This window comes from Nodularia chucula CCY0103, assembly GCF_963923915.1.
GTDB classification, from domain to species: domain Bacteria; phylum Cyanobacteriota; class Cyanobacteriia; order Cyanobacteriales; family Nostocaceae; genus Nodularia; species Nodularia chucula.
The window spans coordinates 1-25,089 of the sequence record NZ_CAWUOL010000079.1 but is presented as its reverse complement, the minus strand read 5'-3'; the positions used below and the strand labels follow the sequence as shown (position 1 = coordinate 25,089).

23 protein-coding genes and 1 pseudogene are annotated in these 25,089 nt (G+C 41.3%); 11 read left to right on the top strand and 13 right to left on the bottom strand.

The genetic code is table 11. From position 1 onward, the window contains the following. Positions 1 to 191 precede the first annotated feature (191 nt). A complete protein-coding gene (locus ACM0OP_RS18500; RefSeq protein WP_414529890.1) occupies positions 192 to 578 on the top strand; it encodes a hypothetical protein in 387 nt (128 codons plus the stop codon). Then, positions 578 to 910, top strand: a complete 333-nt coding sequence (locus ACM0OP_RS18495) for a hypothetical protein (RefSeq protein ID WP_414529888.1) — start codon at positions 578 to 580, stop codon at positions 908 to 910. Before ACM0OP_RS18500 ends, ACM0OP_RS18495 begins: the two co-directional genes overlap by 1 nt. 37 nt (positions 911 to 947) lie before the next feature. Here the strand turns inward: ACM0OP_RS18495 and ACM0OP_RS18490 are convergent, their stop codons facing one another. The 3 genes from ACM0OP_RS18490 to ACM0OP_RS18480 all read right to left on the bottom strand — a co-directional run bounded on the left by ACM0OP_RS18490 (position 948) and on the right by ACM0OP_RS18480 (position 2,930). Next, positions 948 to 1,379, bottom strand: coding sequence for an NUDIX hydrolase (locus ACM0OP_RS18490; protein WP_414529887.1), 432 nt, complete (start codon positions 1,377 to 1,379; stop codon positions 948 to 950). Between the two features lie 54 nt (positions 1,380 to 1,433). Continuing rightward, positions 1,434 to 1,886, bottom strand: coding sequence for a DUF3531 family protein (locus ACM0OP_RS18485; protein WP_414529886.1), 453 nt, complete (start codon positions 1,884 to 1,886; stop codon positions 1,434 to 1,436). Between the two features lie 102 nt (positions 1,887 to 1,988). Beyond that, positions 1,989 to 2,930 (bottom strand): Sll0314/Alr1548 family TPR repeat-containing protein, encoded by a 942-nt coding sequence (locus ACM0OP_RS18480; RefSeq protein ID WP_414529885.1) that lies wholly within the window; start codon positions 2,928 to 2,930, stop codon positions 1,989 to 1,991. Positions 2,931 to 3,332: 402 nt separating this feature from the next. Between ACM0OP_RS18480 and ACM0OP_RS18475 the strand changes: the two genes are divergently transcribed. Beyond that, complete coding sequence (locus ACM0OP_RS18475; protein ID WP_414529884.1) at positions 3,333 to 3,998, top strand: ABC transporter ATP-binding protein; 666 nt, start codon at positions 3,333 to 3,335, stop codon at positions 3,996 to 3,998. A 96-nt stretch (positions 3,999 to 4,094) separates the two neighbouring features. Beyond that, on the top strand, positions 4,095 to 4,844 hold the full coding sequence (gene rsmG, locus ACM0OP_RS18470; RefSeq protein WP_414529883.1) for a 16S rRNA (guanine(527)-N(7))-methyltransferase RsmG: 750 nt from the start codon (positions 4,095 to 4,097) through the stop codon (positions 4,842 to 4,844). A 64-nt stretch (positions 4,845 to 4,908) separates the two neighbouring features. Here rsmG and ACM0OP_RS18465 read toward each other — a convergent pair whose 3' ends face one another. Continuing rightward, positions 4,909 to 5,478, bottom strand: a complete 570-nt coding sequence (locus ACM0OP_RS18465) for a Uma2 family endonuclease (protein WP_414529882.1) — start codon at positions 5,476 to 5,478, stop codon at positions 4,909 to 4,911. 147 nt (positions 5,479 to 5,625) lie between these two features. Continuing rightward, positions 5,626 to 6,879 carry a family 10 glycosylhydrolase gene (locus ACM0OP_RS18460; protein ID WP_414529881.1) on the bottom strand — a complete coding sequence of 418 codons (1,254 nt, stop codon included), beginning with the start codon at positions 6,877 to 6,879 and terminating at the stop codon, positions 5,626 to 5,628. A gap of 136 nt (positions 6,880 to 7,015) precedes the next feature. On the opposite strand from ACM0OP_RS18460, the gene ACM0OP_RS18455 reads away from it, so the two are divergent. Both ACM0OP_RS18455 and ACM0OP_RS18450 read left to right on the top strand, forming a co-directional pair. Continuing rightward, positions 7,016 to 7,537, top strand: a complete 522-nt coding sequence (locus ACM0OP_RS18455; protein ID WP_414529880.1) for a DUF29 family protein — start codon at positions 7,016 to 7,018, stop codon at positions 7,535 to 7,537. 3 nt (positions 7,538 to 7,540) lie between these two features. Continuing rightward, positions 7,541 to 8,062, top strand: coding sequence for a DUF29 family protein (locus ACM0OP_RS18450; protein WP_414529879.1), 522 nt, complete (start codon positions 7,541 to 7,543; stop codon positions 8,060 to 8,062). 55 nt (positions 8,063 to 8,117) lie between these two features. Here the strand turns inward: ACM0OP_RS18450 and ACM0OP_RS18445 are convergent, their stop codons facing one another. After that, a complete protein-coding gene (locus ACM0OP_RS18445; RefSeq protein ID WP_414529878.1) occupies positions 8,118 to 9,539 on the bottom strand; it encodes an NADP-dependent isocitrate dehydrogenase in 1,422 nt (473 codons plus the stop codon). Between the two features lie 273 nt (positions 9,540 to 9,812). Here ACM0OP_RS18445 and ACM0OP_RS18440 point away from each other — a divergent pair, with 273 nt between their 5' ends. Both ACM0OP_RS18440 and ACM0OP_RS18435 read left to right on the top strand, forming a co-directional pair. Next, a complete protein-coding gene (locus tag ACM0OP_RS18440) occupies positions 9,813 to 10,529 on the top strand; it encodes a GUN4 N-terminal ARM-like repeat domain-containing protein (RefSeq protein ID WP_414529877.1) in 717 nt (238 codons plus the stop codon). Between the two features lie 189 nt (positions 10,530 to 10,718). Continuing rightward, a complete protein-coding gene (locus tag ACM0OP_RS18435) occupies positions 10,719 to 11,819 on the top strand; it encodes an ABC transporter ATP-binding protein (protein ID WP_414529876.1) in 1,101 nt (366 codons plus the stop codon). A 26-nt stretch (positions 11,820 to 11,845) separates the two neighbouring features. Here the strand turns inward: ACM0OP_RS18435 and ACM0OP_RS18430 are convergent, their stop codons facing one another. From ACM0OP_RS18430 to ACM0OP_RS18420, 3 genes are all read right to left on the bottom strand, one after another. Further along, entirely contained in the window at positions 11,846 to 12,685 is an 840-nt protein-coding gene (locus tag ACM0OP_RS18430) for a hypothetical protein (protein WP_414529875.1), read from the bottom strand. 175 nt (positions 12,686 to 12,860) lie between these two features. Beyond that, entirely contained in the window at positions 12,861 to 13,916 is a 1,056-nt protein-coding gene (gene mtnA, locus ACM0OP_RS18425) for an S-methyl-5-thioribose-1-phosphate isomerase (RefSeq protein WP_414529874.1), read from the bottom strand. Between the two features lie 273 nt (positions 13,917 to 14,189). Continuing rightward, complete coding sequence (locus ACM0OP_RS18420; RefSeq protein WP_414529873.1) at positions 14,190 to 16,199, bottom strand: cation:proton antiporter domain-containing protein; 2,010 nt, start codon at positions 16,197 to 16,199, stop codon at positions 14,190 to 14,192. Between the two features lie 339 nt (positions 16,200 to 16,538). Here ACM0OP_RS18420 and ACM0OP_RS18415 point away from each other — a divergent pair, with 339 nt between their 5' ends. Continuing rightward, positions 16,539 to 16,928, top strand: coding sequence for a hypothetical protein (locus ACM0OP_RS18415; protein WP_414529872.1), 390 nt, complete (start codon positions 16,539 to 16,541; stop codon positions 16,926 to 16,928). Positions 16,929 to 17,227: 299 nt separating this feature from the next. Here ACM0OP_RS18415 and dxs read toward each other — a convergent pair whose 3' ends face one another. Together dxs and ACM0OP_RS18405 are read right to left on the bottom strand one after the other, a co-directional pair. Further along, positions 17,228 to 19,135, bottom strand: a complete 1,908-nt coding sequence (dxs, locus tag ACM0OP_RS18410) for a 1-deoxy-D-xylulose-5-phosphate synthase (RefSeq protein WP_414529871.1) — start codon at positions 19,133 to 19,135, stop codon at positions 17,228 to 17,230. 164 nt (positions 19,136 to 19,299) lie between these two features. Beyond that, positions 19,300 to 19,956, bottom strand: a complete 657-nt coding sequence (locus tag ACM0OP_RS18405; RefSeq protein ID WP_414529889.1) for an S-layer homology domain-containing protein — start codon at positions 19,954 to 19,956, stop codon at positions 19,300 to 19,302. 361 nt (positions 19,957 to 20,317) lie between these two features. Between ACM0OP_RS18405 and rpiA the strand changes: the two genes are divergently transcribed. Next, entirely contained in the window at positions 20,318 to 21,028 is a 711-nt protein-coding gene (rpiA, locus tag ACM0OP_RS18400) for a ribose-5-phosphate isomerase RpiA (protein WP_414529870.1), read from the top strand. 70 nt (positions 21,029 to 21,098) lie between these two features. On the opposite strand, the gene ACM0OP_RS18395 is transcribed toward rpiA, so the two are convergent. Continuing rightward, positions 21,099 to 22,118: a glycosyltransferase gene (locus ACM0OP_RS18395; RefSeq protein ID WP_414529869.1), complete on the bottom strand. Its 1,020-nt coding sequence runs from the start codon at positions 22,116 to 22,118 to the stop codon at positions 21,099 to 21,101. A gap of 50 nt (positions 22,119 to 22,168) precedes the next feature. Here ACM0OP_RS18395 and ACM0OP_RS18390 point away from each other — a divergent pair, with 50 nt between their 5' ends. Further along, positions 22,169 to 24,592 carry a GH116 family glycosyl hydrolase gene (locus tag ACM0OP_RS18390; protein ID WP_414529868.1) on the top strand — a complete coding sequence of 808 codons (2,424 nt, stop codon included), beginning with the start codon at positions 22,169 to 22,171 and terminating at the stop codon, positions 24,590 to 24,592. Between the two features lie 104 nt (positions 24,593 to 24,696). Here ACM0OP_RS18390 and ACM0OP_RS18385 read toward each other — a convergent pair. Then, positions 24,697 to 25,035: pseudogene (locus ACM0OP_RS18385) on the bottom strand (IS4-like element ISSysp3 family transposase); the annotation flags it as partial. Positions 25,036 to 25,089: the final 54 nt, after the last annotated feature.

The following is a 25,089-nucleotide window of genomic DNA, read 5'->3' as shown; positions in this document are numbered from 1 at the left end:
CTCATTAAATCTCTGAACCTTTGATTTGCCTTTAGTTATTTTGTACTACTTTGATGGCTTTTTTTATCTGTGACAGTTTAGGGTGCGGAATGTGGGTACAAAGGACACAAAGAAAAAATTCAACATACTTTTGCACGAAAATAGGATTAGATTTAAAGTAAGTTGGGGATTTAATCCCAGGAGCGATGGCGATGGATATACTTATTGAATCTACAAAAGATTTCGAGCAGGATTTAGAGAAATTTAGTAATACAGAAAAATTTAAGATTATTAAGAAACTGAATAAATACGTTGAGTTTCTTTCAATAGATACAAAACTTTTTTACAAAAACAGCACACAGTTAAGAAATATCAGACTGAATGAAAATTATGATTCTTCGATATATTCTCTGAAAATTAATGAGAAAATTAGAATAATCCTCACTATTGATGATGATCCCATTTTTGATCGGACAGTGATAACTTTATTTCGAGCCGTCAAGCCTGAAGATGCACCAAAAGCATATAATTCAGTTGCAGAAACTCTTTACCAAGACTTCACTGTAGAGAATCAAGAGTTTGAGGTTCATTCTCGGTAATGGCACAAATTAAGCCTCTTTTAGATGAGTATGGTGTCATCCATGAAGCTATTCAGATTTTACCAGAAGAGTTAAAGCTGGATTTTCTCGCGGCTTTAGCTGAATTAGAAGATAATGAGTGTCATAGAACCAGAAGTTTTCCTAAAACCAGACTGCATAAAGTTACAGGTATTAAGCAAGCTATATACAGAGCCGATATTGATAAAATATCAGGATGGCGTATTCATATTCAATATATTGAAGGCAAAATACATTTAAAAGATATCATCGAAGGTCAACAACATGATGATATTATCAAAGTCATTAAATCCAAGAAGGATAGATATGAGTAATAATTCGTAAAAATTACTGATTTACTCAATTAATAGTTTACAAATAGGTCAAAAACTCTCCGGGGACTAATCTTAATTTACCAGATTTAAATTCAGCAATATCTACCCATAGTGCTTTATGTTGATGGTTTTTTGATTCAGAAAATATTAAGCTTTCCAACTGATAAAATTTGGAATCCACAAAATCACATTCATAAGTTTGAATAATTTCGTGTCCTTGCTGATCATTAAATGTAAAAATATTTTCTATGGAACCTAGATATTTAATATTGGTTAACTCTGCTTGGATTTCTTCTTGAAATTCTCTTTGTAAAGCAGCTTGACTGGTTTCGCCAAAGTCAACTCCACCACCTAAAGCGCGATAATAAGTTTCTTGCTTTACGGATTCGTAGCCTTCATAAACAAAAATGCGCTCCCCATCCCGGATCAATCCTAAAGCTAAGACGCGAATTTTGCCGAATTTGCTCATTGCAAAGTCTCCGAGAATGTGGAAAGTGTCGGTTTTGAGGTTTTAGTAATCTAGTTAATTATCGTACATGGAATGATTGGGGTTGTCACTATCTTCTACAGGCCAATCTTCGTTTTCGCCACCGATGTATAATTCTTCAATGGTGACATATTCCTGATTTAACTGTTTCAGAGCATTGATTAAAATATCCAGTGCGATCGCATCAGCAGTCCCCATATCCAACCAACAACGCGCCCACTGTCCTTCATACTCAAATTCACCCATATTGTGCATGAGTGCTAATAAGCTCTTATCATACCCTTCTGGGTCATAATTCATATAACTAATTTCCAGTCCTGTATCTTGAACTTGGAGATTTTCGGCATTAAATGCGCCTAATTTACCCAAATAAAACCAGGAATTAAAAACTTCTTCTACATATTGCTTTTCTCTCCCAGAAGGAATTGTACTGAACTTTAGCCAAATCCACACATCAAAAGGGTTAATTTCACGGAACTGAATTTGCATAGTTGGGGAATATTTTTACTCTCGATAAACATAAGCATATCAGCATTGGTAATGGGGAGACGCGATTGATCGCGTCCGGACAAAAGTATTCCCCATTCCCAATTAAGCGCCTAAATTATTCAATTGGTTGACTGTATTGTTACGTTCACGTTCAATTTGTCTGACTAAATCGGCGGGAAGTTGGGATCTTTTAGTTAAGGCTTTGTCGAAATTTACGATCGCCTCTTGAGTTATTGACCGACTTTTAGCTTTTTCTCCTTGTTCTCTGAGAATTTGAGCTTTCAGATAATATAACTCTGGGTGTTCTGAAGTTGATTTTAAAGCACTATTGACATATTCCAAAGCCTGGGGATATTGTTTTAAATCCCGATAAGCTAGGGCTATACCTCTATTTGCTAAGTATTGAGGTGCAGCATTTGCTTTTAATCTGGCGATCGCATCATCAGGATTTGCAAAGGGTAAATTCACAGCTAACATCAAATCCATGTAACCTTTGAGCAAATTCAACTCTGGATCTTGAGGTGCGATCGCTTCAGCTCTATCTAAATGTTGATAAACTTGACGTAGCCTAGTTAACGCTTGAGGCGCTCCCTTAAGTGTACCCTCACGGGTGAGAATAGTTGCACCTTCAAAAAAATGCCCTACAGCCGCGTATATATTACCACGCAATTCGTCTGTAGCAATCAAATTTTTTCCCGCCTCTAGGGTTTTCTGGCTATAATTCTCCAGTGTCGTCAAATCTTGATTTATATAAGCTAGAGAAGCCTTCATTGCATAGGCTAAAGGTTCATTAGGTTCACTGGAAATGGCTTTTTCTAAGTAACTTGCTGCTACTGGATAATTTCCCTGTTGAAAAATCGCGTTAAAAGCCGCTTCTGTATTGTCTCCAATATTCCGTGGTGCATTAGGGCGAAACGGATCGCATGCTAGGGTAGGATTAAGCCCAAAAGTTAGTCCGATGATCGCAGCTGCAAAACTACTCACAGTCAGTCGAGAGAATTTCACCAACCTGACAGATTTGAAAATAAAAAACTGTTTATTCATTGTTACCCTGATAAAAAATGCGGTTAAAATTGTGGTATCTGTTACTTAGAATCCCAAAAAAAGTTAACTAGAATTTGTGTGAGTTTCAACCCAAATATTCTACACAGGTAGACTCCAGTTATTTCCCGAAGTTCCCATTTTTGTCTCTTTTGTTAAAAGTAAAATCTGCCACAATGCACAATTTAGAAAAACACAACTTTATATAGCGTTTACTAATCAAATGAAGTACATCATAGTCCCATCCTCGCTTGCGGGGATGGGTGATTGTATTTTACTCAACCGTGAAAGGCTATATTTCTCCAGTTATTAGCAATATTCTTGCCAAAAAACTGGTAATTTCAGTAATATTATTTCCTAATTACTCTTAGAAGTAATCCGCCAACTTTTTATTAATCCTCACAAATGCTCTATCTGAAAAATCTCACTTATCATCCCACAGCCAGCCCTACACCGATTTTGAAATCAATTAATCTGGAATTAGTCCCCCAGCAGTTAGGTATGATTATTGGCCCCAGTGGTTCCGGTAAAAGTACCTTACTAGAAATTTTGTCAGGATTAGCCGAACCAACTTCAGGTTCCCTATTTTGGCGGGAACAATCACTGATAGCAGAACAGTTACAACAATTAGCTGGGTTAGTCTTTCAATTTCCAGAAAGACACTTTTGCGGTAGTAATATTTTAGAAGAATTACGGTTAGGACATCCAGAATTAGGCTCAGAGAGAGTCAGGGGAGCATTAAAGGAAGTGGGATTAGAGGATTTATCACTTTCCACCCCTCCCCATGCTTTAAGTGGTGGACAGCAGAGGCGTTTGGCTTTGGCGGTACAATTGATTCGTCAGCCGAATTTATTGTTATTAGATGAACCGACGGCGGGGTTAGATTGGTCAATGCGTCGGCAACTGGTAAATTTATTAGGGAAGCTGAAAAAAGATTGGACACTATTGGTAGTGACTCATGATGCTGGGGATATGCTGGCGATCGCCGACCAATGTTGGACACTGAACCACGGTGAATTACAATCAGTAGACCCAGCCATACTGAAAGCTAAAGCTCAAGAAGCTGTGTGACAGCGATAACCGTTGACTCATCACCAAAGGATTTCCCCAAAATCGTAGGGTGGGTTAATCACAGCGTAACCCGCCATCATCAGTAACTAATAACCAATGACTAACTCAACAATTCCCATATTGCCAGAAATGGCAGAAATATGGCAGCAAACCCTAAATTGGCAACCCAACGAACAACAGCAGCAAAAGTTTCAGCAGTTGTATGAATTAATTGTGGTAGGTAATCAACAGTTAAATTTAACTCGCATTACCGACACCGAAGAATTTTGGGAAAAACATCTTTGGGATTCATTGCGCGGAATTGCACCACAAGGAAAATTTATCCCATCCCTCTCAGAAAATGCTGCTGTAATTGATATTGGCACAGGTGCAGGTTTGCCCGGTCTACCCGTAGGAATAACTATGGCTAATTCTACAATTACCTTGGTAGATTCTACCCGCAAAAAAATTAATTTTATTAACGAAACCTTGATTCAATTGACTCTTACCAATGCCAAAACTTTGATTGGGAGAGCAGAAGAAATCGGACATCATCCCCAGCACCGCAAAACTTACGATGTGGCTTTAATTCGCGCTGTAGGTAATGCTGCTGTTTGTGCAGAATATACTTTACCATTACTTAAACAGGGTGGTTTAGCGGTAATTTATCGGGGTAATTGGACAGAGGAGGAAACAAAATCTTTGCAAAATGCAGTTAACCAATTGGGTGGAGTTGTTGAATTAGTTGATCAATTTACCACACCTTTAACTAACAGCATTCGTCACTGTATTTACCTACGCAAAGTTGTGAATACCCCACCTGATTTTCCTCGTGCTGTTGGTATACCTACTCAAAATCCTTTATGAAACACTTCGTCTAATTTTAAATTACCTTTTTAGTCAGTAAAGTAATCTGGAATTAGAATGTTATTTAATAACACGATAAATTTAAAATAAATCCCGGTAATATATCTTCACCTGATAATTCTGTGGGCAAATTTTGGATTTGGACAGTTTGTCCTTGACGATAAATTTCTACTTGCTGCTGTTGGGGATGGATTAACCATGCTAATTTTACCCCAGCATTCAGATATTCTGCCATTTTGGAACGTAAGATTTGCAAATCGTCTGTTGCTGATCTTAATTCCATAACAAAATCTGGTGCAATTGGGGGAAATTTGCGTTTTTGTTCGGGTGTTAGTGCTTCCCAACGTTGTTTTTCAATCCAAGCTGCATCAGGCGAACGATCTGCACCATTGGGTAATTTAAATATAGTAGAAGAACTAAAAGTATAACCGAGTTTTGTTTGCCGATTCCAGATTCCTAAATCAATAATTAAATCAGCTTCTCGGTTCCCGCTTTCTCCTCCTACTGGTGACATAATAATCAATTTTCCGGTGGCGCTGCGTTCAAATTGCAAATCCTGATTATTTTGACAGAGCTGATAAAATTGTTCGTCTGTAAGCTGAACCGTATCTAGGTTTAATGTTAAAGAAGTCATAACTCTACACCTAGTGACAATGTTTTATTATATCATCTGATAAGACTTTGCAAATATTTATGACTTACGGAAAAACTTTCTGAAATCCTCTTTATTTTTCCCAAACAGAGACACTACACTAACGTATCTTTGATGCGTAAAAATTAGTTATTGCTTCTCTGTTATCGACTCTACCAATTTTTGCAAATTAGCAGCAGTTTTTTCGGGTTTTCCATCTATGGGAAAAACTAAAACACTTTTGATTTTTGGGTTATTAATTATTGCTTCTAATCGATGAAATTGATCATCACTAATGCCAATTCCATCAACATTTTTCACGTATTTTAATTCTTCTTGGAAATTGTCATCATTATAAACTTGAATAAACACTCTATCGGCGTTCCAGTTTGGCCAATCAGCAGCAAAGTATCTTTTAGCCCAATAGGGATTATGATGGGAAACATCAAAACTGACGTTGGGGTTAGCTTCTTTAATTGCGCTGACCATTTGTTGGACAAAGGCTGTTAAGTTAGCAGTACGGTCTAGTTGTCCTGGTAGCTCGGCATGGTAGCCTAAATAATCATCCCACTGCACTGCATCAATTTGGGGATATTTTGTGACAAATTCGACGGAGATATTTTTAAAGAAGTTACCAACTTCAGGTATCTCAACATCCAGAACATAATGATCAACACCAGGGTAAGTTTTATCTACTCCGGGGACAATCCACCTACGGGCGATCGCTAAATCAAAGATAGGACTATTTTTATCGATTTTAATTCCTTTTTCAAAGTAAGCATGAACTTGCATTCCGTGCTGATGGGCTTCATCAATTAACCAATCTAGCCATTTATCTTGGAATTTATTGGGACAACTTTTAAACCCCAATTTCTTCTGCATGACATCGCTATTGTACATTGTACAACCATTACCCCAAACGCCATGAATGATTGTATTAAATCCTTGGGAACGATATAAACGCACCCTTTGACGAATGGTTTGTTCGTTAGCATTATTAGTAATATGGTAACGGCTGAAATAAATCCCTCTAATTGCTTTTTTCTCCCAAGCATTTTGAGGTGCTGGTGTTTGTTGAACAGGGGTTTTTGCTGCAACTGGTTCTGGCTTGGTATCAGGCTTTACGGTATTTGTAGGAGTGGGAGTAACCGCAGGTGTGGGAGTAACTGTAGGTGTGGGAGTAACTGTAGGTTTAGGACTGAAAACAGGTGTGGGAGTGGGATTCAATATTGGTATAGCTGTTTGTTGATGCTGAGATACAAGGTTAGTAAATACATTGGCGATCATATCTCGATTACTTTTTTGGCTCAAAAACCACCAACTCATTCCTAAAAAAAGTAAAATTACTGAGATGGGAATATTTCCGCATCCACATCCTTTAGGCTCTTTTTTCTGTCTAGACATATTAATATGGCGGTATCTGCATCTATCCAATATGTAACACCAAGACAAAATATATGGATTCCGCAAAAACGCTTAATTAGGCGCACAATCTACATCATCCCCGCTTTGAATGATCATTTGATGGAGGTTAATAATAATGACACAGGAACTGAAAGACCTCAAAAATAGCATCTTACAAGGACGTTACGCAGATGCTTTGGCGATTGTTGATGAGTTAGAAGGGATGAGTAAAAAGGCGATTCTGCGGCAAATTAAATTTTATCTTAAGGTTTTATTGATCCATTTAATTAAAAATCAAGTAGAACAGCGATTAACAAATTCTTGGGTAGCTTCTATTCGCAATGCAATTTTAGAAATTCAAGAGGTGAATCTCAAAGAAAACAAAAAATCCTATTATGTCAATCAAGATGAATGGGAAATTTTGATAGAGGAGGAAGTAATTGAAAGTTCTATCGCCGATGCTAGTTTAGAAGTGATGAATGGCAAATACAGTCAATTTCAACTGGCGGATATTATAGACAGAACTAAGTTAATCGAAAATGCTTTAAAATTTTTAGTGTTAACTTATTCCTATTCAGCCAAGGAATTACCTGCAATTGTGACAGAAAGTTTAACTAAGTTACCAGGTGGCGAAGATTGGAAAGCGGGGAGATGGTAAGCAATGACACAGGAACTCACAGACCTCAGAAATAGTATTTTACAAGGACGTTACGCAGATGCTTTGGCGATTGTTGATGAGTTAGAGGGGATGAGTAAACAAGCAATTCTGCGTAATATAAAATCTTATGTGAATATTTTGTTGATTCATTTAATTAAAAATCAGCTAGAACAGCGATTAACAAATTCTTGGGTGGCTTCTATTCGCAATTCCATTCGAGAAATTAAAAAGCTAAATATCAAAGATAATCATAAATCTTATTATGTCAATCAAGGTGAATGGGAAACTTTGATAGAGGAAGAAGTGATTGAAGATGCGATCGCCGATGCTAGTTTAGAAGTGATGAATGGTAAATACAGTCAATTTCAACTGGCGGAGATAATCGATAGAACTAAGTTAATTGAAAATGCTTTGCAGTTTTTAATACTAACTTATTCCTATTCAGCTAAGGAATTACCTGCAATTGTTGCCGAAAGTTTAACTAAGTTATCAGGTGGCGAAGATTGGAAAGCGGGGAGATGGTAATCTCAGGATGATGGTGGGTTACGCTATAGCTAACCCACCCTACGGTTAGCTAAAGTTAACCAAAATTTTTGATGATTGCGTCGGCAAATTCAGAACACTTTAAGGGTTCTACTGGTGGTTCTAGTAACCGGGCTAAGTCATAGGTAACTTGACTGTTGGCGATCGCATCCCCTAAACCTTTCTTTACCATATCTGCGGCTTCTTGCCAACCCATAAATTCCAACATCATCACCCCGGAAAGAATTACCGAACCGGGATTAATCCGATCTAAGCCGGCGTGTTTGGGTGCAGTCCCGTGGGTAGCTTCAAATATGGCACAGGCATCACCTATATTTGCCCCTGGCCCCATGCCTAAACCGCCGACAATGGCCGCAGCAGCATCAGATAAATAATCGCCGTTTAAGTTCATTGTGGCGAGAATAGAATACTCATCTGGTCGGGTTTGGATTTGTTGAAAAATGCTATCAGCAATCCGGTCATTGACCATGATTTTATCTTGCCATTGACCGTTACCGTGGGTTTCCCAAATGGTGCTGAGAACGGTTTCCACTTCCTGGACAATTTGCGCTTGTTTCTCTGGTGTCAGGGAATCATAGCCAGGGTCAACTTGACGGGCGTTAGCTTCTGGGGAAATATCCGGATTTTTTTCTTTGTTGCTTAAAATCCAAGATTCCCGTTCGGTGACGCATTCAGCGCGAAATTCACTAGTGGCTAATTCATAACCCCAATCACGGAAAGCCCCTTCGGTATACTTCATGATGTTACCCTTATGCACCAGTGTTACCTGTTGCTTTTCTTTGGGTAAGAGTAACGCGTGTTTAATGGCTTTGCGGACTAGACGCTGAGAACCGGTTTTGCTGATGGGTTTAATCCCAATTCCAGCATCCAGGGGGATTTGCTTTTTCCCATGTTCTGGGGTTGCGGGGATGAGTTCTTCATTAAGTATTTTAATCAGGCGATCGCCAATTTCACTTCCCTGCTTCCACTCAATCCCCAAATAAATATCTTCCGTATTTTCCCGATAAACAATTACATCCAGTTTTTCTGGGTTTTTGTGCGGCGAGGGTGTACCTGCATAATAACGGCAAGGACGTACACAGGCATATAAATCAAAAATCTGCCGTAATGCGACATTTAAAGAACGAATCCCACCGCCCACAGGAGTAGTCAATGGTCCCTTAATCGCCACGCCATATTCTTTAATAGCGGTTAAAGTATCTTGAGGTAAATACTGGTATGTGCCGTATAAATCGCAAGCCTCATCACCAGCATAAACCTTAAGCCAACTAATTTGGCGCTGACCCTTGTATGCTTTAGCCACCGCCGCATCTAACACTTTTTGGGTAGCAGGCCAGATATCAATACCTGTGCCATCGCCACGAATAAAGGGGATAATTGGATTATCAGGCACAATGGGTTCACCATTTTTAAAGGTGATTTTGCTTCCAGTTGTGGGGGGGATAATCTTGTCGTACATACTTCAAAAACTCCTGAACGATATAGCGCCCGCTAAACAATCTTGCTGTTACAAGCTGGCTAATTTTACTGTGTCTTTTGTTCACCAAGTCACGAGGCGCAGATTTTCCCTAATTCCCCTGATAAAATCTTTGGGGTTAAGCTATGGGATTGAGTCAAGTTATGGCAATTTTGTACGATCAACAATAAACTACCTTTCGCTATCAGGACTTCACCTGGGAGAATACCCAATAGCCCATCGCTTTTTCACGCTCACGTTAACACGATTAATGGCATGACAGACCCAATGACTTTATCAAGTGCTGCTGACATCGACTCCCTTCGACAATCATTAATCGCTGGGTCTATTCAAGTTCAACAACAAATTATTCCTCAGTTGGCTGACTTGGGTAATGAGGGATTAGATGTGTTGATGGAATTTTTACAGCAACGAAATGACCAGCCAGCGACTTGGATCGATGGTAAAGCCTATCAAGTCCTCTATAACTCTAATGCACCTGAAGTGAAAGAGTTTTTGCTGACCTATTTTCCTGAAGGAATTGTACCTCTAAAATCGGAGTGTGGGATCAATTACAATCCTTTACAACAGCTATTGGCGGTTCAAGACTTCCAAGCAGCCGATCGCATGAGTATCCAAAAAATGTGTGAGATGGCGGGGCCAGGTGCTGTACAAAGAAAATGGTTGTATTTTACTGAAGTGGAAAACGCCCCGATTGTTGACTTACAAACTATTAATCATCTCTGGTTAGTCCACTCGGAAGGTAAATTTGGCTTTTCGGTACAGCGTGAAATTTGGTTGAGTCTAGGGAAAAACTGGGAAAGTTTCTGGCCGAAAATCGGCTGGAAAAGCGGTAATAACTGGACTAGATACCCCAACTCATTCACCTGGGATTTAAGCGCTCCTAAAGGTCATCTACCCCTGTCTAATCAACTGCGGGGAGTGCGGGTGATGGCTTCTTTATTATCTCACCCGGCTTGGGCTAAGAAATAAGTAGGGAGTAGGAATACTTAGACCAATTCTTTATGAGGATGCGCTGAATTATAGGAGGAACGAACCACGAAGTACACGTTCGCGCAGCGTCCCGTAGGGATAGTACACAAAGAAAGAAAGAAGGAAATTCAGCGCAGCTTTACACGGAAATGGTATTAAACATTCAAAGTTGACATTCTATATTGGATTATGGCAAAAGTTCAGTTAAAAGATATTAGACGTAGATTTAACAACGTCAGTGCTATTGAGGATATTACTTTTGAAATTCCCGATGGCGAGTTTTGGGTTTTAGTGGGACCTTCTGGTTGTGGTAAGTCAACAATTTTACGCACTATTGCGGGGTTAGAATCGGCGACTTCTGGAGATTTGTTTATTGGCGATCGCTTGGTAAATAATATCCCGGCCAGACAACGAGATATAGCAATGGTATTCCAAAATTATGCGTTATATCCCCACATGACCGTGGCGGAAAATATCGCTTTTGGTTTAAAAATGCGAAAGGTTGACCCGAAAATTATTCAGGAACGAGTGGTGACTGTGGCGCGATCGCTATCTCTAGATCATCTCCTCGACCGCAAACCCAAACAACTTTCTGGGGGACAACAACAACGGGTAGCATTAGGACGTGCGATCGCCCGTGAACCCCAAGTATTTTTACTTGATGAACCTTTGTCTAACTTAGATGCCCAATTACGCGATGATACTAGGGCAGAGTTGAAACAGTTACATCAACAATTAGGCATTACGACAATTTATGTTACCCACGATCAAGTTGAGGCGATGACCTTGGCTGATAAAATTGTGGTATTGGAAAAGGGCAGGATTCAGCAAATTGGTGATCCGCAAAGTATTTATGCCCTTCCTGCTAATCACATGGTAGCAACTTTTTTGGGTAATCCACCCATGAATATTTTGCCTGCTGTCTATAAAAATGATGTTTTTGATATTAGCGGACAATCCTTAGAGGTTCCAGCAGCTGTCAGACAAAAAGTGGAGTTACGCCCAGGTCAAAGTTTTGATTTGGGGATTCGTCCCGAACACATCACAATTAATGTTGACTCTGCGTTGAATAATAGTCAATTAGAACCATTATTTGTAGAAGTTAAAGTTGTGGAACCTTTGGGAAGAGAAACCTTGATTCGGGCGAGTTTACCCGGTTCTCTAGCGGTATTAAATATTCAGACAACTGCTGATGTTCGTCCCCGTCCAGGCGATCGCTTATCTTTGCAACTAGATTTAAATCAGTTGTTTGTCTTTGATACTGCAACTGGTGACAGAATCGCGCCCTAATAGTGGCGATCGCCTAATTATAGAATTTAGCTATTAGGAATGGCTTTGAATCCTGTAGCATTGAGGATTTGTTTACCCCCTTGCTGCACAATCAGGGTGGGGGAACCAGTCCCGTCTTCAGTTATCGGTGCTGACCAAATGTATCGATAATCTCCATTCACCCAACCCATGACACATTCACCACTGCGACAGCTAACTTTACCACCTGTTAAGCTAATACAGTTACCTTGGTCATCACATCCTTGATAGCTCACATTTCCCGTATTATTCACCCCATCCCAAGAATTTTGATTCCCTAGAGTGATTGTCCACTTCCCATTACTGAAAGTAGATGTGTTACTGGATTGCGGTTGACTTGAAGATGTTTCTCCTAAAATTTCCATTTGGGAAATTATCGATTCTTGACGAGTTTTACCGCAGGGTTCAATACTTTCGCAATCATTTAAGGATGCGATTTCATAAGAGGCGCGGACTTTCTTATTCAAATATTTTGCTGATTCTGCACAAATTTCAAAAGAAGCACCTACCCGATGTTCTTTACCCTGTTCATCTACTATGGTGGCGTAGCAGATAATATCACCAGTAACTAACTCTTTGACTGTACCTGTTGTGGGTTGATTGTTAGCAACTGATGGAGTTTGATTATTATTGGCTTGATTATTGTTAGGAGTTGGATTTACAACTTTTGTTGTTCCTGATTGACTAGAAGGTTGAGTTTGACTGACAGTTTCTGGTGTAGATTCAGTTTGACTTGTCTCCACAGTATTAGTTGGATTTTGGTTCACACTGTCACTGGGAGAATTACCACAGCCAGTAATTAATATTGAAGAAAGAATTAAAGCAATTGCAGGGATGAACTTGTTCATATATATTTCCAACTTTAAGTGTTACTCGTTTGACTTGCGTGTACATTAATTACACTTTTCGTAGTTAGCATTTCGGAATCAGCAAATAAAAAAATAAATTTGCTCCGGGGAGTAGGGGGAGTAGGGAGTGGGAAGTGTGGGGAGTGTGGGGAGTGTGGGGGGTGTGGTAAAAGCGTTAGGAATCAGCAGTATTCACAGGCTGAGGATGATATTTTAATAACTCACCGGCAGTAAATGCCCCATTTTCGGTGATTATAGCTGTAATTAACTCAGATGGAGTGACATCAAAAGCGGGATTATAGAAATCAACCCCCGAAGGTGTCAGCATAGTATCACCGACTTGATATATTTCTGCTGGGTGACGCTCTTCAATGGGAATTTGGCTACCATCAGCCAGCGAAAAATCTATAGTAGAAACCGGTGCTGCGACAAAGAAAGGGATATTATGGGCTTTAGCGGCGATCGCCACACTATAAGTACCAATTTTATTCGCAGTATCCCCATTCGCTGCAATCCTGTCCGCACCCACAACCACAGCATGAATTAAACCCTGTTTCATGCAATGCGCCGCCATACTATCAGTAATTACAGTCACCGGAATCCCTTCTTGCACACATTCCCAAGCCGTGAGTTTTGCACCTTGCAAACGCGGACGAGTTTCATCAGCAAACACCCGTTCTAAACGTCCTTCCCGCCAAACCGAACGCACCACACCCAAGGCCGTACCATAACCAGCAGTAGCTAAAGCCCCAGCATTGCAATGAGTCAAAATCCTGAGCTTTTCAGGGGTATTCGGTAATGCAGCCAAACCATGATCACCAATAGCCTGACAGGTTTGTAAATCTTCAGCATTAATCGCTTGGGCTGTTTGCAAAAGATTCTGTTTAATTTCTGCGACACTTCCCAAAGTTTCATAAGCAGTTCTCATCATTCTGCTAATAGCCCAAAATAAATTAACTGCTGTGGGGCGAGTGGAACGCAACAACTCCGCGACCTTTTCTAAAGCCTCTATAAACTCGTGATGATTTTGCGCCTCAATTTCCCTCGCACCCAGATACATACCATAAGCCGCCGCCACCCCAATCGCTGGCGCACCCCGGACAATCATAGTTTTAATCGCCCGTGCCATATCTTCGCTGCGGTGAATCTGCACCACCGTATACTCATTAGGTAAACGAGTTTGGTCAATTAGAGAAACACAATCATTTTGCCAAATAACAGGGTAAAGCATCAGAAAGAATCAACAACATAGTGGAATACAAGAGATTTTGACATAAATAGCCTGGGGATTGGGGATTGGGGATTGGGGACTGGGGACTGGGGACTGGGGACTCGTCGGTATTGGGGACTGGGGATTGGGGACTGGGGACTGGGGATTGGGGACTGGGGACTGGGGACTGGGGACTGGGGACTGGGAAGTAAAAATCTTTCCCCCCACACCTCCCACACTTCCCACACTTCCCACACCCCCCACACTTCCCACACCTCTCACACCCTGCCTCTTCTATTGGGGAAAATAAGCAATAATCATCGCAACTTGAGGATGACTCCGGGCGATCGCCTCTGGTGCATGACCGAGAAGGGAAAAAAGCTGATTTTTCTGCTCAACAGTCCCATTTAACACCAATAAATCATTAGTTTTGAGTAATCGAGAAACTTGACGAACAAAATTACCGCGCACCTTTTGAATTGGTGTATCCGGTGGTAAGTCTAGATCAGTAAGTTCCACAGTTGCCCCCCGGACTGGGACTACGTGTAAAAGTTCTAGTGATGCTTTCAGTTCGGTAGCCAAGCTTTTAGCTAATTGGATATTTTGCTTAAAAGAACTAGCATAAGTCTGTTGGGTGGTGAAAGCTAAGAAAACCCTTGCTGTATGTTCAATAGGTAAAGGAAACCGAGTTACTAAAACTGGTACGTAACTGCGATTCACAATCTTATCAATCACACCGCCAAATAAATTTTCCTGATAAGTAGAGTAACCCTTCCAACCGCAGACAATCACACTCGCTTGTTCTTCTTCAGCGACGCGGGCTATACCTTTATCAATTGATTCATCAATGCGACCAATAGTTGTAACCTTGCTAACAGCAGCATGGGCAATCATTTCCGCAGTAGATAATAATTGGTCTTGTCGAATTTTATCCTCTGGAGAAATAGCGAAATTTTGCTCTAATAAAATATGAAGGGGTAGTAGAGTTCCTTCAGCCGATTTTGCGAGAAGAATTGCCAACTGGAGCAGATTATCTTCAGTGCTAGGGTTAGCAACAGGAACTAAAACGCGATCGCCTATATTTCCTGTTTTCGCGGTTGCAGTTGTCACCTCTCCGGGCTTAAGTTTTTGTCCCCATTGGGCTGTCACCCAAGGAGAAGCCACACAGGTAACTAAAATCATGGCAATAGTGCCATTAACTGTCAATTGGTCAACCAACTCAATATTAAAAGCAACAGTAATCGCCGCCAGAGTAGAAGCAGCTTGAGCTACCGATAACCCAAACAGCACCATAATATTGTCAAAATTAAATCCAAATAACTTACCTGCACCCCAAGCCGGGATAAACTTGGCAACAAGAGCAACAGTCACCATCACACCTGATACTACCAGCGCTCGCGGTTCTTGAAACAAAATATTGGGATTAACCAACATTCCCACAGAAATCAGGAAAAATGGGACAAACAGCGTATTCCCAATAAATTGAATCCGATTCATCAACGGGCTAAGTTGCGGTATCAATTGTGTAATAGCGACTCCCGCTAAAAAAGCCCCAATAATTGGTTCAATTTGGATTAATTGTGCAGCGTAGGAAACCACAAACAAACTAGCTAAAACAAAGGTAAACTCTGCCCCTTCGTCATGTCCGAAGCGCTGAAAAAACCAACGTCCCAGACGAGGTAATCCCCACAGAATCAGGAAGGTATAAATAATCAGTGAGGGAATCAGAAATAGCCAAAACTGTAAAGTTAAATTACCTTCATGCGCTCTCACCACCACCGCCAACACTAAAAGTGCCAAAATATTGGTGATTAATGTTCCTCCCAGAGTGGTAGTCATTACCTGCGATCGCATAATCCCCAGTTTGCTGGCTACAGGTAGTGCTAATAAAGTATGGGAGGCGAAACAAGATGCAACCAAAACAGCCGGCAATAAATCGTAGCCAATAGCCATCATCCCGCCAGTACCCAATACCATAGGTACTAGAAAAGTAGCCAAGCCAAAAATTACCGCCTTATCAGCGTTATATTTCATGTCATCCAGGCTGGTTTCCAGTCCCGCCATGAACATAAGAAATAATAAACCTACAGTACCCAGTAGGATAATTGTGCTATCTCGTGCCAACAATCCCAGCCCATTAGGACCGACTACCACCCCAGCCAAAATTAATCCCACAATCCCAGGGAGGCGAATTTTTTCAAATAGTAGAGGCGCAATCAGCATAATCCCCAAAATCATCAAAAATACTGCTACTGGGTCTTTAATTGGTGTTGAGATCAGAGTGGTCATCAATAAATTAGTCATATCCTGCCCTAAAGTTGCGATATCTACGATAAACTACGCTAACGCATCTGATTTCATAGCTATGGTTTAACTACCATACTTAGTTGTACTGACTCAAATATTAGTACCTTCTCAAAATTTCCAGAGTGTGGACAGTAGTTTAAATATGTATTGTTTTCCCTGGGATGGGGACAGGTTAAGCCCTAGTGGTGGATTCAAGTTAATAGTAATATGAATTTTACCAAGATTAAATGTGAAGTTATGATAAAGTTAGCAAAATTATTTTTCAGTAAATTAACTCTCACCGTGACCATATCAAAACTGAGAAAATAGATACCATAACTCAATCGGTATTTATTTATGAAATTTTACTCTCATTCCTTGGCGTTTTTAACTGCTTCTTGGGGACTTTTAATAACTAGTTTTGTAGTTTCTTTACCTGCCCAAGCATCAATTGTTTGTGAACCAGGAACAATTATTAATCATCCGAATAACTCATTAGCAGCTTGCAACCTTGGTCAAAATATGAATTTAAGGTTGTCTAGTTCTAATGGAAGTATATCTAACTTTCCTTGTAAAGCTAAAAATTATATATCTTTTGATAATAAAGGACAATTTAAAAGTTGTAAGCTGTCACAAGATATAGAAATTAGACAGGCTAACTCTATGACAAAATGTTTAGAAAATTATAGAGTAGATGTTTCAGTTTCAAATAATGGTACTTTATCCATTAATTGTTATCCTGAGTAACTAGAATAACTAAATATTGACGGTTGCGGTTTATGTAGCAATTCCCATTTAACTGAGGTACAAATAATAATAATTTAACGCAGATGGACGCAGATAAACGCAGATAAACGCAGATAAATTTGTACTTTAGCTATATTTTATAGCAACCGCCAAGGACGTTAGGACATAAACTGATCATAAAAGTCATACACCGAAAGGCTTTTACCCTACTCCCTACTCCCCAGCTATATATTAGGTAATTAAATTCTAGGGACAATTCACGAATTGCCCCTAATTTGTCAACAGATGTCTAACCTTAACTAGACAACAGGAGAGGCTTGCTTTTGAAAGAAAGCAGTCATAACTGTTTCCGCTATTTGACGACTAGTTAAACCTAATTCCGCCTTAGATTCATCTGGTGTCGCATGATCTACCAAGATATCTGGTACACCAATTCGCTTCACCGGAACCACGACATCAGCATCTAATAATGCTTCCGCCACAGCAGAACCAAAACCACCCATGACACAGCCTTCTTCCAAAGTCACAACCCGGCCAATTTGCTTCGCTAGGGGCAAAATTAATTCCGTATCCAAAGGCTTGACAAATCGGGCATTGATCACAGTTGCTTCAATACCATGTTCGCTGAGAATTTCCGCTACTTGCATACTGGGATACACCATAGTGCCGTAGCCGATGAGTAACACATCATCACCGTTACGCAGAATTTCTCCTTTACCAATTTCTAAAGGTTCCCAGCCTTCTTCCATCAGAGGCACACCGTAGCCGTTACCACGGGGATAGCGCATGGCAATGGGTCCACTTGTATGGTTAATACCAGTAACTACCATACTTTGCATTTCGGCTTCGTCTTTGGGTGCCATCATCACCAGATTAGGAATACAGCGCAGATAGGCAATATCATACATACCTTGGTGGGTAGGGCCATCAGCCCCAACAATTCCCGCCCTGTCTAAACAGAAGAACACAGGTAAGTTTTGAATACAAACATCGTGAATAATCTGGTCGTAAGCCCGTTGTAAAAAAGTGGAGTAAATAGCAGCCACAGGGCGCATTCCTTCACTAGCAAGACCCGCAGCTAAGGTGACAGCGTGTTGTTCTGCAATACCCACATCAATATATTGATTGGGTAGTTTAGCTTGGAGTTTATCTAAACCGGTTCCCGTAGCCATTGCTGCGGTAATCCCAATAATTTTGGGGTTTTGTTCTGCCAGTTTAACTAAGGTGTGGGAAAATACTTTGGCGTAAGCAGGGGGTTTAGGCTTAGTGGAGGGAACCGCTTTACCAGTGGTGAGGTTAAATGGACTTTGCGCGTGGTATCCTACCTGATCCTGTTCGGCGATTTCGTAACCTTTCCCTTTGACAGTAATCACATGGACTAGCACTGGCCCTGTCATCTCATGTGCTTGTTGGAAGGTAGCAATTAATTCCTCTAGGTTATGCCCATCTACAGGGCCAATGTAAGTAAAACCTAGTTCTTCAAAGACTGCACCTACCTTGGGAACTGCTAAACGCTTCATTCCTTCTTTAATGCGTCCCAGTTCCGGAGATAAAGATTCACCCACGAAGGGAATTTGCTTTAACTGTTCCTCAAAGTTCTCTTTGATAAACTGCACTGGTGGACTGAGGCGCATTTTATTCAGGTAGCGGGGAATCGCGCCGACGTTTGGAGAAATAGACATCTCATTGTCGTTGAGAACTACTAGCAGTTTAGTTTTGGGTAAGTGTCCTGCATGGTTGATGGCTTCTAAGGCCATACCTCCAGTTAAAGCACCATCACCAATTACGGCTACTGATTTAAATTTTTCTCCTTTCAATTCTCCCGCTAAAGCCATACCCAATGCGGCGGAAATACTAGTGGAAGCGTGTCCTGCACCAAAGTGATCGAACTTACTTTCACACCGTTTAAGATAACCTGCAACGCCGGCTTTTTGTCTGAGGGTATGAAAATCGTTGTAGCGTCCTGTGAGAAGTTTGTGGGGATAAGCTTGATGTCCCACATCCCAAATGACTTTATCCCGATCCAAATCCAGTGTCTGGTAAAGCCCTAGTGTTAACTCTACAACTCCCAAACCCGGCCCCAAATGTCCGCCACTGGCGGCTACGGTTTGTAGGTGCTTGTCTCGAATTTGACGGGCGATTTGTTGCAATTGCCGGATTGACAAACCATGTAACTGGTTAGGATGGGTGATTTCACTCAGATGCATACTATAGTGTGTTCCTCTCTAAACTCTATTTCTAGCATTTTTTGATTTTCCCACGGTAGGGATATGTCTAGAATTATTTGGTTTTAGTCATTGGTCATTTGTTATTGAGAAGTTACCGTCTTCTCCCCCCTGCTCCCTGCTCCCTGCGCCCCTGCTTCTTCTCCCTACTCCCCCACTACTGGCATTTGTGGTTGTGGCTGCTGTCTTTGTAAATATTGACTCAAGACATAGGCCATGTCGCCACGGGTCATGGGTTGTAATGGGGAAATATTATTTTCGGTATCTGTGTTAATGAATCCTTCGGCAACTACTGTGGCGATCGCTCTTCTTGCCCAAACTGGAATTGATCCTGCATCTGGATGGGGCGCAAGTATTTCGTTTACTGTGTTATCACCAAACTGAAATACACCATAGGCTTGGGCAAAAATTGCTAAACCTTCTGCCCTTGTCACCCTTTGATTTGGAAAGAATAAATTGCCCCGATATCCTCTCATAATATCAGTTCTCAGCACTGTCTGAATATCATTAAATGCCCAATGGGAAGAGGGAACATCTGGGACATTTCTCACATCTTGTTGTTTACCAACTTCACGTTGATTGAGGTTAAATGCTTTTACCAAAATTGCTGCTAATTCTGCCCGATTGATCATCCGTTCTGGATGAAAGTTTCCATCAGGTGAATTTGTCATTAAGTTTGCAGCAATTACCTGTTTAATCGCTTCATTTTGCATACTATCTCTAGGTTCTAGCGCTCTGGCAACGCTGAATGTCAAGTTTGGTAGTAGTAATACTAAGGAAACAAGACCTAGCAACTTTCGCATATTTATCATGATTTTGATTTTGCTATTCTGCATCGACAAATAACTGAGGTGAACACCTTTTTTGATGATTTCACCATCTTGGCTTGGGCTGTATGACGCATTTTAGCTTGACAAAGTTGCCTAAATTAGGTAGATACATAACCTAGTAATTTTTGGTTAATAAATGATTGGAAAATTTAATTAATCTCAACTGATTCAGATAAATATTATAACTTAACTACTATGGTGCTGTGATTGATCTGTGCAATAATCTAATTTCAGAATATAATAGTCGATTTTGTCTGAGTGAATGGGGAATTGTCTACTATGTAGTATAGTCTGCATTGATAGACCATTTAGTCAAGATTTCAGGAGTTTTGGGATGAGTGCAACAGTAGACCCAGTAAAGTTGATGAAACAAGAAGTTGGTAAAGCAGCAGCGGCCTTGGTAAAATCAGGCTCTATTGTGGGATTGGGTACGGGGTCAACTACAGCCTATACTATTCAGTTTTTAGGCGATCGCATCAAATCCGGTGAACTTAAAGATATTGTGGGTATCCCTACCTCTTTTCAATCAGAAGTCCTAGCCAAAGAATACGGCGTACCTCTCACCACCTTAGATGCTGTTGACCACATTGATATTGCCATTGATGGGGCTGATGAAGTTGACCCCAATAAGAATTTAATCAAAGGCGGTGGTGCAGCCCATACCCGCGAAAAAGTAGTAGATTACTTAGCAGCACAATTTATTGTTGTGGTTGATAGTGGTAAGTTAGTCGAGCGTTTGGGTTCTACTTTTGCCGTACCTGTAGAAGTTATCCCAATGGCGATTACCCCTGTTACCAACGCCATCAAAAAACTCGGTGGTAAACCTGAACTCCGCATGGGTGTTAAAAAAGCCGGGCCAGTAATTACCGATCAAGGTAACTTTGTCTTAGATGTCAGATTTAATTCCATTGATGACCCTGTTACCCTAGAGAAAACACTGAATAATATTCCTGGTGTTTTGGAAAATGGCATCTTTGTGAATTGTGTAGATGTAGTTTTAGTAGGCGAAGTTAAAGACGGTCAGCCTTTAGTCCGTCAACTCTAAAAGCGAGTAAAGTTTTCTCCCGTTATAGTCGCCGACTTAACGGGAGTTGCTAAATCAGAATTGGATAGCCTCACCGTTGCTCAAGACAGCGAGTAATCACCTGAGCCGCTATATAAGCTCCATTTTCGCTTTGAATATTTCCCCCCAAGACTTTGGCTTTATGCTGTACCTCCTTGGTTAAAACATACTTAATAGCCGCAGATAGTTTTTCAGCCGTCAGCTTTTTTTTGGGAATCGGCTTTGCACCCACACCCATTTCATAAACGCGTTTTCCCCAAGCAAATTGGTCGTTAGCATGGGGAATTAAAATACTGGGTACGCCAGCCCTTAGCCCAGCTGCGGTTGTTCCCGCACCGCCGTGATGAACCACTGCTGACATCCTGGGAAATAACCAAGCATGAGGCGCACTTTCGAGGATATGTATATTTTGAGGAATTTTATCAAGTTTCTTCATCCCATTCCATCCAGTGGCTAAAACGCCGCGCTGTCCAGAAAGTTGCAGTGCATCAATGACTAATGCTGTGGTTTGCTCGGCTTTAGTGGGATCACCTAGACTGCCAAAGCCAACATAAACCGGGGGTGTTCCGCTTTCTAAAAATTCCTGTAGCTCATCAGTGGGATGCCAATTATCCTCGTCTAAGAACCAATAGCCTGTGTTATGAACGTGTTCAGGCCAATCCTGCGGCTTTGGAAAAACATAATTACTGCAAGAAACAATCGTTGGATAGTATTTAGTCCGTTGTTTCCCAAAGGGATTTACAAAATTTCGGGGAATATTGCCAAACTCTTGTTTCCAAAATGCCTTGATAAGTGATTTGGACATCTGCCACATCATTTGTTCAAAAAATAGATGAGTCAGGCGATTTGCCCCTTTCCCAAAGTTGAAAGAATCGTAAAAGATCAGGGCTGGATAATCTTGTGTTGGTGTCATGGGAAATATGGTCGGTTCTCCAAGCTGATGGATGGCATCAATGTATTGAAACTGGCTGATGGTTAGCTGTGAGATACCTGAATTAATTCCTGCTTCTTCTTGTAACTTTTTAAATGATGAGTCAAGCGTGTTGACAAATTCAAGTAAAATTTCTTCCATACTTCATTTTAAGCGTAACTGCATTTACCCCCACACTGTACAATCAGGCGATGACAAAACTGCGCTCGACCGTAATTCCTGCTTGCACTTGGAGCCGTCCCATTGGCTTAGGCTGGGACAAGCCCTATACTGTTCGCTATTCCAGTAATATTGATGATGGCCCTTGGCACGGTATGCCTTTGGGTGGCTTTGGTGCGGGTTGTATCGGTCGTTCTTCACGAGGAGACTTTAATCTGTGGCACATTGACGGCGGTGAACATACGTTTCAAAATATCCCCGCTTGTCAATTTAGTGTATTTGAATCTGATGGTACATCGTCTCAAGCTTATGCTTTGGCTACAGAACCGCCGGAGAATGGTAGTCTCGCAGCTTGGAAATGGTATCCAGGATCTACGGCTACACACTCAACAGGAACTTATCACGCTTTATATCCGCGTAGTTGGTTTGTCTACGAAAATGTCTTCAAAGCACAGTTAACTTGTGAACAGTTTTCACCCATTTGGGCAGAAAATTATCAAGAATCTAGCTATCCTGTGGCGGTGTTTAACTGGAAGGCTCATAACCCGACAAATGCACCGATTACGCTGAGTATTATGCTGACTTGGCAAAATATGGTGGGCTGGTTTACTAATGCGCTCAAGTCTCCAGAGGTGCGTATACGGGATGATGGGAGTCCGGTTTATGAATATCAGCCACGTTTAGACGATAGTCAAGATAATTACAATTATATAGTTGAAAATACAGAATATTTTAGTTGTATTTTTAGCCGGGTTGTTGATGATGAGTCAGTAGCAGAAGGTGATGGTAGTTGGTGTATTGCGACTATTAAACATCCCCAGGTAGAGGTATTTTATCATACTCGATGGAATCCTGCGGGAACGGGGGCAGATGTGTGGGAAAGCTTCGCTGCTGATGGTTCTTTGCCTAATTATCAAGATGCCACTCCAGCGTTAGAAAATACACAAATTGGGGCGGCGATCGCCCTGCGTTTCACTCTCCAACCAGGGGAAACTTTAGCCATTCCTTTTGTCCTCTCTTGGGATTTCCCTGTAACAGAATTTGCAGCCGGAATTAATTATTACCGCAGATATACAGACTTTTTTGGGCGTGATGGTAATCATGCCGGTGCGATCGCCTCTACTGCTCTGACTCAATATCAAATTTGGTATAAAAACGTAGTAAATTGGCAACAGCCGATTATTGACACAGAAGACTTACCCGACTGGTTTAAAATGGCTCTATTCAATGAGCTATATGACCTAACTAGCGGAGGAACTCTCTGGAGTGCAGCCTCAGAACTTGACCCCATAGGTCAATTTGCGGTGCTGGAATGTTTAGATTATCGTTGGTACGAAAGTCTCGATGTCCGCTTGTATGGTTCCTTTGGGCTGCTACATCTGTTTCCCGAACTGGAAAAATCGGTAATCCGGGCATTTGCTAGGGCAATTCCCCATAGTGATGATCATCAGCGTATTATTGGCTACTACTACACCATTGGCGCAGATACCACAACCGCAGCCCGAAAAGTCGCAGGTGCAACACCCCACGATTTGGGCGCACCCAATGAACACGTTTGGGAAAAAACAAATTATACCTGCTATCAAGATTGCAATTTGTGGAAAGATTTAGGTAGTGATTTTGTACTGCAAGTATACCGAGATTTTCTGCTCACAGGTGCGGATGATGTCCAGTTTTTGGCAGATTGTTGGGAGGGAATTGTGCAAACTCTCGACTATTTGAAAACTTTTGATTTAGACGGTGATGGTATTCCGGAGAACTCTGGCGCACCAGACCAAACTTTTGATGATTGGCGTTTGCAGGGTGTGAGTGCTTATTGTGGAGGTTTATGGTTAGCAGCTTTGGAGGCTGCGATCGCAATTAGCCAAATTCTATCAAACAAAAACCTTGGCGACCTCGGCGACTTGGCGGTACAAAAATCCACCTACGAAACATGGTTAACACAATCGCTTCCTGTATATCAAGACAAACTCTGGAATGGTCAGTATTTCCGCTTAGATAGTGAGAGTGGTTCTGATGTAGTGATGGCGGATCAATTGTGTGGACAATTCTATGCGCGTTTATTGGGATTACCAGATATTGTACCAAGCGATCGCACCTTGTCTGCGTTACAAACAGTTTATAATTCTTGCTTTCTCAAGTTCTGTAATGGCGAATTTGGCGCTGCTAACGGTGTGCGTCCTGATGGTTCACCAGAAAACCCCAATGCTACCCATCCGTTGGAAGTCTGGACAGGAATTAACTTTGGACTCGCGGCTTTTCTCGTCCAAATGGGAATGCAGGATGAAGCGTTGAAGTTGACAGAGGCTGTGGTGCAGCAAATTTACCACAATGGCTTACAATTCCGCACACCAGAAGCCATTACTTCATCGGGTACTTTCCGTGCTAGTACCTATCTGCGGGCGATGGCGATTTGGGCAATTTATCTCGTGATTGATTCTAAAAAGCACATATAGGTGGGGAGTTGGGAGTCTCGGGTATACACAGATCCTGAACCAAAGAGAGTTACCAGTTCTACAAACCGAATTTCACTGTAAATCTGGTTCCCCTCCTCGCTTGCCTACGGTGTACACACAAGTAGGCCTAGAGCGAGTTTCCAACCAAAAAAGGTGGATTCAAATTGATAAAGTCCACGGACTAAAGTAGTAATTCCGGGAGGTTTTTGAGACCTGTAACCAGACCAACCACCAAGTCGAGCAATAATCCAAGTAGCCCAACCGAAGGAATGAGTCGGAAAGGGATTTTGTTGCAATTTGGTTTTACCCTCTAAGGTGGGCGCAATCTGGAACAAACATTGTTGTTGCTCATCAGAAAAGGCTAAATTTGCCGATAAATTAGGATTATCCCGTCCCTGAATCATTTGTAGAATGCGGACAGCGACTGACAAAGCTAATACAGTCCTTAACGGGTGACAACATAGCTAGACAGCTTGTTGAATAAGGGATAGAGCCTG

Coding starts and splice junctions, on each gene's coding strand:
- ACM0OP_RS18480 (WP_414529885.1), bottom strand. CDS start 2,930: ATGAATAAACAGTTTTTTATTTTCAAATCTGTCAGGTTGGTGAAATTC.
- ACM0OP_RS18405 (WP_414529889.1), bottom strand. CDS start 19,956: ATGCGAAAGTTGCTAGGTCTTGTTTCCTTAGTATTACTACTACCAAAC.
- rsmG (WP_414529883.1), top strand. CDS start 4,095: ATGACTAACTCAACAATTCCCATATTGCCAGAAATGGCAGAAATATGG.
- ACM0OP_RS18485 (WP_414529886.1), bottom strand. CDS start 1,886: ATGCAAATTCAGTTCCGTGAAATTAACCCTTTTGATGTGTGGATTTGG.
- ACM0OP_RS18465 (WP_414529882.1), bottom strand. CDS start 5,478: ATGACTTCTTTAACATTAAACCTAGATACGGTTCAGCTTACAGACGAA.
- ACM0OP_RS18460 (WP_414529881.1), bottom strand. CDS start 6,879: ATGTCTAGACAGAAAAAAGAGCCTAAAGGATGTGGATGCGGAAATATT.
- ACM0OP_RS18450 (WP_414529879.1), top strand. CDS start 7,541: ATGACACAGGAACTCACAGACCTCAGAAATAGTATTTTACAAGGACGT.
- ACM0OP_RS18490 (WP_414529887.1), bottom strand. CDS start 1,379: ATGAGCAAATTCGGCAAAATTCGCGTCTTAGCTTTAGGATTGATCCGG.
- ACM0OP_RS18500 (WP_414529890.1), top strand. CDS start 192: ATGGATATACTTATTGAATCTACAAAAGATTTCGAGCAGGATTTAGAG.
- ACM0OP_RS18475 (WP_414529884.1), top strand. CDS start 3,333: ATGCTCTATCTGAAAAATCTCACTTATCATCCCACAGCCAGCCCTACA.
- ACM0OP_RS18420 (WP_414529873.1), bottom strand. CDS start 16,199: ATGACTAATTTATTGATGACCACTCTGATCTCAACACCAATTAAAGAC.
- ACM0OP_RS18390 (WP_414529868.1), top strand. CDS start 22,169: ATGACAAAACTGCGCTCGACCGTAATTCCTGCTTGCACTTGGAGCCGT.
- ACM0OP_RS18415 (WP_414529872.1), top strand. CDS start 16,539: ATGAAATTTTACTCTCATTCCTTGGCGTTTTTAACTGCTTCTTGGGGA.
- dxs (WP_414529871.1), bottom strand. CDS start 19,135: ATGCATCTGAGTGAAATCACCCATCCTAACCAGTTACATGGTTTGTCA.
- rpiA (WP_414529870.1), top strand. CDS start 20,318: ATGAGTGCAACAGTAGACCCAGTAAAGTTGATGAAACAAGAAGTTGGT.
- mtnA (WP_414529874.1), bottom strand. CDS start 13,916: ATGCTTTACCCTGTTATTTGGCAAAATGATTGTGTTTCTCTAATTGAC.
- ACM0OP_RS18435 (WP_414529876.1), top strand. CDS start 10,719: ATGGCAAAAGTTCAGTTAAAAGATATTAGACGTAGATTTAACAACGTC.
- ACM0OP_RS18440 (WP_414529877.1), top strand. CDS start 9,813: ATGACAGACCCAATGACTTTATCAAGTGCTGCTGACATCGACTCCCTT.
- ACM0OP_RS18495 (WP_414529888.1), top strand. CDS start 578: ATGGCACAAATTAAGCCTCTTTTAGATGAGTATGGTGTCATCCATGAA.
- ACM0OP_RS18455 (WP_414529880.1), top strand. CDS start 7,016: ATGACACAGGAACTGAAAGACCTCAAAAATAGCATCTTACAAGGACGT.
- ACM0OP_RS18430 (WP_414529875.1), bottom strand. CDS start 12,685: ATGAACAAGTTCATCCCTGCAATTGCTTTAATTCTTTCTTCAATATTA.
- ACM0OP_RS18445 (WP_414529878.1), bottom strand. CDS start 9,539: ATGTACGACAAGATTATCCCCCCCACAACTGGAAGCAAAATCACCTTT.
- ACM0OP_RS18395 (WP_414529869.1), bottom strand. CDS start 22,118: ATGGAAGAAATTTTACTTGAATTTGTCAACACGCTTGACTCATCATTT.